Below are 7,609 nucleotides of genomic sequence, written 5' to 3' on the forward strand. Positions count from 1 at the left end.
ACTGTTCACTGTTCACTGTTCACTGTTCACTGTTCACTGTTCACTGTTCACTGTTCACTGTTCACTGTTCACTGTTCACTGTTCACTGTTCACCATTCACCATTCACCATTCACTGTTACCAGACCAATCAAACGAATTAAACCAATCAAACCAATCAAACCAGTCATTACCACCCAGATAAACAATTGACAGTACAACGTAAATGACCTATGTAAACAGGACTTTACTTGATTTTCCGCTTTAGTTTCCAACGATTCAAACCGATAACCATTGATACCGTCCGGCAATGACCGGGCATGGGGGAGATGACTCACATGAGACGTGGAAAAACAACGGAACAAGCAGGACGCACCAAGATCTGCATTATCGGCATGGCGCTTTTTTTCCTAATGATAACCGGCTGCGCGCACCAGGGGCCCGGAACGCCGACGGCGTCGGCAGTTAAACCGGCACCTGAAAAGACGATCATCGTGAAACCCGCAACGGAAACCGCGGCGGATTACGCCATCGGCCCCGGGGACATTCTGGAGATCAGCGTCTGGAAAAATCAGGACCTGACCCGCCAGGTGGTCGTGCTGCCCGACGGAACCATCACCTTCCCGCTGGTCGGGCGGTTCATGGCCGGCGGCAAAAGCGTCGCACAGCTGAAGGCTGAGATGGAAAAGAAGATCAGCCGGTACGTACCTGAACCGGACTTGACCATTATAGTGCAGCAGGTCAACAGCATGGTGGTGTACGTGATTGGCAAGGTCAACCGGCCCGGTCATATCCCCTTGAACCGTAACATCAGTGTTCTCCAGGCCCTTTCCATGGCCGGCGGCCTCAATATTTTCGCCGATCCGCAGAGCATTCAAATCGTGAGAAAGCGTGACACCAGCACCACGATCATCCCTTTCAACTACAAGGCTGTTACCGAAGACAACATGATGGAGGACAACATCCAGCTGCAGCGCGGGGATGTGGTGGTGGTTAAATAGGCGGGTTTGATTGGTTAAGGTTGTTTAATTTGTTCAATTGGTTGGATTGGTTGGGATGGGGAGAGAAGATCAGAAGATCAGAGGAAAAGAGGCGCAGAAGATCAGAGGTGTAGAAGGTAAGTGGAACCGTTCCACGGTTGCCAGACCAATAAAACGAATCAAACCAATCAACCAAGTAACTAATCCAAACTTTAGCCAGTGAAATTCACCGAGGGTGACAGTGCAGCGAATTTCACCGGGCCAATTAAACGAATCAACCAATTTAACCGCCTTTTCCTAATACGGTTTGTCAACGCTCCAAATGAAAAAGAAAGGAACTCCTCTGACCGTGAAACCGGCATCGATTCGAACGTTGTTGTTGATCCTGACAATGGTTCTGGGCGCCGTCCATGGCGTGGTGGCTGCCGACAACCAATTGATTACCTCGGTGGCGGCGATTTACGAATACAACGACAACATCTTCCTCAGTTCTGCCGACGAAATTTCCGACAACATCTATACCATTGCCCCCAAGCTGGAAATGGTACGCAACAGTGAACGCTATAACATCCGCGCAGACGGCAAACTGGAGTTCTACCGCTACCAGGACAACGATGCGTTCGACGATACGGACCAGTGGTACAACGGTAAATTCGAGGCCACGCCTTCGGAGTTCTGGACCCTCGGCGCGCAAGCTCACCTCAGCGACGACAGCCGGCCGGATCGAGACATCGAAGAGACTGGCCTGGTGTTGGACAATACCCGGCGAAAGCGCATCAACGCAGGCACATCGGCTAATTACATCTTTTCTGAAATGGTCGGCGGCGGTCTTTTCCTGGAGTTCAACCGCGAGAACTTCGACGATCCGGAGGTCTCCGACCGCAAAGACTACCACGTGGTGCTGGCCATGACCCGCAGCCTGGATGCCTGGCTGGCACGCACCACCGGCCGGTTGAACCTGGGCTACAGCCACTACGAATTCGAACGGGAGTTTGAAAGTACCGGCACCCAGGGTATTTTCGAGGTCACCACCCTGCTTGGGGACCGCTCCGAGGTGGATAACTACTCGTTGACCGCCGGCACCGAAAGCGCCCTGACCGAAAAGGTCAATCTCGTCGTGGATTTGGGGGGGCGGTATGCCCAATCGCAAAGGGAACTGAAGCTGGCGCGAACCTATTCCCCACCGCTGATCATCGAGGCGCCATCCCGCACGGATGACGACTACGACAGCTTTGGGTTCGTGGGCAGCGTGACCTTTACCTACCGGGGTGAACGCTCCCGATCAGACCTGCTCCTGTCCCATGACCTGCAGCCGGTGAGCGGGCAAAACGCCACCGTCAACCGGACCACTGTTCGGCTCAGCGGCAGCAGACGCTTGCTGGAACACCTGCACGGCAATCTCTTTTTCCAGTGGTACCAGAACATCAACGACCAGGACGACTCCACCCAGCAAGACATTGACACCCAGACCTGGAACGCCGGCGGCGGGCTGCGCTGGGCCTTGAACGACTATTTTGACCTGACCGCCAATTACGTCTACACGATTTACGATGACCGGGAGGCCGGGACCACCGCCTATCGCAACCTGGGCATCATCCAGTTGGAGGCCCACCACGACTGGCTGGATTAGTTTGCGTGAGAGCGAGAGGGCGAGAGGGCGAGAGGCGCAGAAGATCAGAAGATCAGAAGATCAGAAGAGCAGAGGATCAGAGGCGAAGAAGCTCAACGCTCAAAGAAACTGGTTGACCGTTCACCAATCACAGTTAATATTTCACTGTTCACTGTCCTTGACAGCCGGCGAGCGCCTGACGCCTTGCGGAAAGAAAACAGAAAGGTAAAACCGAATTTATGGAAGAGCAGATTCTGGAAATCGGTGACTATGTCGATATCCTTAAACGGCGGAGATGGTCGCTGGTATTGCCTGCAGTCCTGGTGATGGCGCTCGCTGGGCTGGTGGCTTTTTCGTTGCCGTCCATCTACAAATCCAGCGCAACCATTCTCATCGAAGCGCAGGACATTCCGGCCGATTTCGTCATGACCACCGTCACCGGGTATGCGGAACAGCGCATCCAGTCCACCCAGCAGCGCATCATGAGCTCGACAAAGCTGATGGAGATCGTCAACCGGTTCAATCTCTACCGGGAAAATCTGGATCGATGGACCACCGAAGAAGTGGTCGACAAAATGCGCCAGGATATCCACCTGGACCTGATCAGCGCCGACACTATCGATCGGCGCACCGGTCGGGCTACCGCGGCCACCATCGCCTTCACTCTCTCCTATGAAGGCAAGCAGGCCTCCACCGTCCAGCGGGTGACCGACACCCTCGTCTCCCTGTTCTTAAATGAAAACCTGCAGGTTCGTCAGCGTCAAACATCCGAAACCACAGCGTTTTTGGAAGAAGAGGCCCAGCGGGTGAAAAGTCAGCTGGACGACCTGGAAAAAAAGATATCCGCTTTCAAAGAGATACACATCAACTCCCTGCCGGAGATGATCCAGGTCAATATCCGGTCGCTGGACAATTACCAATCCAGTGTGGAGCGAATCGACGAGCAGGCCCGCATGCTCAAGGAGCGCGAGGGATACCTGGAAACGCAGCTGGCCAGCATCCCGGAGACCGAGAATACTGAAAAACTGCGCCTGCGGCAGCTGGAGCTCGAACTGGTGGATCTGCAGACCAAGTTCACCGAGGATTACCCCGAGGTGAAGAAAATGAAGCGTGAGATCGCCGAGCTGAAGAAGCGAATGGCTGAGAAATCGGTGATTCCCGACGATCAGAGGGCAGCGCCGGATAATACGGCCTATATCACCCTGGCATCCCAGCTTTCCAGCACGCGTGCGGAAATCAAGTCATTGATCCAGCAGAAGGCGGATCTGCAGGCCAAGGTCGACATGTATCGCCAGCGGATCGAGAACACCCCCAAAATCGAGCAGGAATACAACAACCTGGTTCTGGACCGTAAAAACACCCAGGCCAAGTATGAAGACCTGCTGAGAAAGACCATGGAAGCCAATGTGGCCATGGGACTGGAGAAGGAGCAAAAGGGAGAACGCTTCACCTTGATCGACCCCGCCCGTCTCCCGGAGAAACCGTACAAGCCGAACCGTATGGCCATCATTTTAATCGGTGCGGTGCTCGGTGTCGGCGCCGGCGTAGGTTTCGCCGCGCTTCGTGAGTTCTCCGACCAGGCCATTCACAATCCCGAAGGTCTGGCCAGCGTGTCGACGCTTCCGGTTTTGGTCAGCATCCCCGACATCCTCACCCCCATGGATCGGAGAAGCCGGCGACTCAAGCGCCTGGCGTGGGGGGTTGCCACACTCGTCGGCATCGGGGTGTGTGTGTTCGCGTTTCACACCCTGGTGATGGATTTAAATGTGTTCTGGGCCAAATTGATGCGGAAGATCCCGCCGATGTAAAGGATATCATTATGAATTTGAGAAAAGCGCTGGAAAGAGCAAAAAAAGAGCGGGAGGTACAAGGTGATGCCGCTGCAACTCCGGTTGCCAAGGGCGGACCGACCGACAGTTCAGAATGGCAGCCGCCGGTCTACTCGGAATCTAAGAGCGTGACCATCGACATTCCGACGGCCGTGAAGAACCACTGTGTGGCCCTGTCGACCGAGTTCCCCGAGGTAAACTATTACAAGGTGCTGCGGACCCAGCTGCGCCAGATGGGGCAGCAGAGAGACTGGAACACGGTAATGGTTACCAGCGCTTCTCCCAATGAGGGCAAGACAGTGACCGCCATCAACCTGGCGGCGACCTTTGCCAGGGAATACAACCGCACCGTCCTTCTGGTGGATGCGGACCTGAGAATGCAGATGGTTCACCGTTATCTGGGCTACGACAACCAGTTGGGCTTGCTGGATTTTTTGGAAGATAAAGCGGCCATGAACGATATCATTGCCTGGCCGGGGATCGAAAAATTCACCGTCATTTCCGGTGACCGGGTGGTGGAGGATAGTTCCGAGCTGATCGGTTCCCCGCGGATGCATGCACTCATGGATGAACTGAAGAACCGCTACGACGATCGCTACGTCATTTTCGATGCACCGCCGCTTTTGGATGTGGCCGATGCATTGGCATTTGCACCGCTGGTGGACTGCATCATCATGGTGGTGGGGGCCGGGGTTACCAGCAAGCAGAATCTGAAAGAAGCCCTGGCGCTGCTCCCCCAGGACAAGATTGCCGGGTTCGTGCTTAACCGTTATCAAGGCCCTAACAAAGCATACGGCAGGTATGGCTACCGGTACGGGTATGGGAGAAAGTAGGTTGGGTTGATTGGCCCGGTGAAATTCGCTGCGCTCGTTTCTAACGAAAATTTCACTGGCTAAAGTTGAGTTGGTTGGATTGGTTTGGCAACGGTGAACGGTGAATAGTGAATAGTGAATAGTGAACGGTCAACCAGTTTCTTTCAGCTTTTTGCTTCTTTACCTCTGATCTTCTGCGCCTCTGCGCCCCTGCTCTTCTTCACCTCTGATCCTCTGATCTTCTCGCTCTCCCGCACTCACGCTCTCTCGCCCCCACGGCTTTTATCCCGCCCTCACCCTCTAATCTTCTTATTTTCTGCGCCTCTGACCTTCTGATCTTCTTTCCCTCTCCCGCTTTCCCCCCGTTTTCCTTCCAGGTCGATACGTATCGGCTGCCTTCCTTAAGTTTTCCCGCTTTCCTTTTTCAACGCCTGCTTGGCTGCTTCCATTTTTAGCAGTTGGGCGTATTTGGTCCTCACACGATTCTTCCCAACCTCTCCTTCCAACTTTTCTACCGCTTTCTTCTCTTTGATCGGTGCCTTTGGGGGCTGGTCCACCTGCAGCACCTGGGTAAATTTTTCCATCAGCCGATCGAACCGCTTCTGTTCCGTGACCAGCAACTGCTGATACTTAAGCAGCAGGTCGTTTTGGACCGCCTGGGCGAGATTGTCGTGCTGCTGCTTCAATTCAAAAAGGGATTCTTCAAGTGAATGAATCCGTTCCATGATGCCTGGCCCACTGCTTCCCGAAACCACCCCGTTGGTCTTCCTGCGGACCGTTTTTCCTTCGCTGGCGGACATGCAGACCCTGTCTTCGATCACTTTTTCGACCACGGCTGTGTCGATGCGTTCCAGGTTATCGGCAAACCCGTAGACCAGCGCCGTGTCGCACATCAGGTTGATGCTCCGCGGAATCCCCCCCGAGTGCATATAGATCAAATTGATCGCTTCCGGCGTAAAGAGGTCCGGCTCTCCTCCTGCCTTGTCGATGCGGTAACCGATGTAGTGGTGGGTCTGAACGTCATCCAGGGGGGTGATGTGGTAGTTGACCGCAATACGCTGGGCGAGTTGGCGAAATTCGGGCCTGTTCAGCCGGTTTTTGAGTTCCGGCTGACCCACCAGCATGATCTGCAACAGGATTCGGTCGTCCGTTTGGAGGTTTGAGAGCATGCGGATATCCTCCAGGGCGGCATCGGACAGATTTTGGGCTTCGTCGACAATCAGAAGCACATGCCGTCCCTGGGCATATCGATCGATTAAAAACTGGTAAAGCAGCTGCAGGTGTCTCTCTTTATCCGTGGTATCGCATGGAATCTCGAACTCGCTAAGAATCCGCCGTAACATCTGGTCCGACGTAAAGTTGGTGTTGAAGATGACGGCAATGTCGATTTGCGACTCCATCTTATTGAGCATGTAACGGATCAGCGTGGTCTTGCCCGCACCGATTTCGCCGGTAAGCAGGATGAAGCCGACTTTCTCGCTGAGGCCGTATTCCAGGTAGGTCAGGGCGTTTTCGTGGTTTTTGCTTAAGAACAGGATTTCAGGGTTGGGAACCATACTGAAAGGCTTTGCCGTCAGTCCGAAGTGCGATTCATACATGGGTGATCCTTTGCACGGGTGCAACTCCGCAAGCGGGAAATGAATTGAAATATAGAGTAATTAAAAAGTCTAACATAAAAACAAAGAGATGGCCAGCTTGTAGAGAAAGGAAGACAGCAGTCTTGGGACAGGTTGTACTTCATCGCCAGGTGAAAGCACGCCTGGATCGCTTGAAACGCGACAGCGAACACGCCGCGTTCACCTCCGTTTGCCACGGGGTGTGTTCAATTGACGACATCCATCCTGGGGACGGCCTGTTGGCCGTCAAACATCATTGTTCCGGGGGGGGGAAGGCTACGGAATCTGGAAATTTGCGGTAAGGGGTTCAGGGGGCGTGGCTATACCGGCGGCCATCCAGCTTAGAGCGGCAACGTGTCGATCAACTTGCCAGGCTTTCGATCAGACCTTTTGTTTTTGGCGGGGTTGCTAGCAAGGGCAATGCGCCACGGCCGATAAGTGCTGCATTCGTCCGTGGCGTTACAGGGTCATTCTGAAATTCAATTTTTTTTTCTCAAGGTCAACAATGCGAAGAGACCGGAACCGAGCAGCAATAGTGCCGGTGGAACGGGAACTGCCGTAATATCAACGCCGAATAAACCGGCTTCCTGTGTGCCGCCGCCGGTTCCAAATACATTGGCGAAGTAGGTTTTACCGGCTGTAGCATCAAAGGTGAAACTTCCGGGGCCGACGATGCTGCCCACTGGGTTACCAGATGATGTTATGGAAAGAAAAAGAAATTTAAATCCAAAAAATGGGTCTTCACTCAAATCAGTGAGCGTCGCCTTGTATGTATATGGGGCTGTG

General features: G+C 53.8%; 6 protein-coding genes. 4 read left to right on the forward strand and 2 right to left on the reverse strand.

From position 1 onward, the window contains the following. Nucleotides 1-315 precede the first annotated feature (315 nt). From ABYV26_RS16515 to ABYV26_RS16530, 4 genes are all read left to right on the forward strand, one after another. The gene (locus ABYV26_RS16515) at nt 316-978 is read left to right on the forward strand and encodes a polysaccharide biosynthesis/export family protein (protein WP_372682456.1); all 663 of its coding nucleotides are present in this window, start codon (nt 316-318) and stop codon (nt 976-978) included. Nucleotides 979-1,306: 328 nt separating this feature from the next. Then, nucleotides 1,307-2,587, forward strand: coding sequence for a hypothetical protein (locus ABYV26_RS16520; RefSeq protein ID WP_372682457.1), 1,281 nt, complete (start codon nt 1,307-1,309; stop codon nt 2,585-2,587). Between the two features lie 218 nt (nt 2,588-2,805). Continuing rightward, nucleotides 2,806-4,374, forward strand: coding sequence for a GumC family protein (locus tag ABYV26_RS16525; protein WP_372682458.1), 1,569 nt, complete (start codon nt 2,806-2,808; stop codon nt 4,372-4,374). Between the two features lie 11 nt (nt 4,375-4,385). Next, entirely contained in the window at nt 4,386-5,228 is an 843-nt protein-coding gene (locus ABYV26_RS16530) for a CpsD/CapB family tyrosine-protein kinase (protein WP_372682459.1), read from the forward strand. 380 nt (nt 5,229-5,608) lie between these two features. Here ABYV26_RS16530 and ABYV26_RS16535 read toward each other — a convergent pair whose 3' ends face one another. Both ABYV26_RS16535 and ABYV26_RS16540 read right to left on the reverse strand, forming a co-directional pair. Next, the gene (locus ABYV26_RS16535) at nt 5,609-6,805 is read right to left on the reverse strand and encodes an ExeA family protein (RefSeq protein WP_372682460.1); all 1,197 of its coding nucleotides are present in this window, start codon (nt 6,803-6,805) and stop codon (nt 5,609-5,611) included. Nucleotides 6,806-7,302: 497 nt separating this feature from the next. Next, the coding region (locus ABYV26_RS16540) for a hypothetical protein (RefSeq protein WP_372682461.1) at nt 7,303-7,609 on the reverse strand (307 nt) is incomplete at its 5' end.

The organism is Desulfosarcina sp. (assembly GCF_041551955.1).
Taxonomy (GTDB): Bacteria; Desulfobacterota; Desulfobacteria; order Desulfobacterales; family Desulfosarcinaceae; genus Desulfosarcina.

What these genes read in the sequence shown, in the direction of transcription:
- ABYV26_RS16515 (WP_372682456.1), top strand. Translation starts at nt 316, where the DNA reads ATGAGACGTGGAAAAACAACGGAACAAGCAGGACGCACCAAGATCTGC.
- ABYV26_RS16525 (WP_372682458.1), top strand. Translation starts at nt 2,806, where the DNA reads ATGGAAGAGCAGATTCTGGAAATCGGTGACTATGTCGATATCCTTAAA.
- ABYV26_RS16530 (WP_372682459.1), top strand. Translation starts at nt 4,386, where the DNA reads ATGAATTTGAGAAAAGCGCTGGAAAGAGCAAAAAAAGAGCGGGAGGTA.
- ABYV26_RS16535 (WP_372682460.1), bottom strand. Translation starts at nt 6,805, where the DNA reads ATGTATGAATCGCACTTCGGACTGACGGCAAAGCCTTTCAGTATGGTT.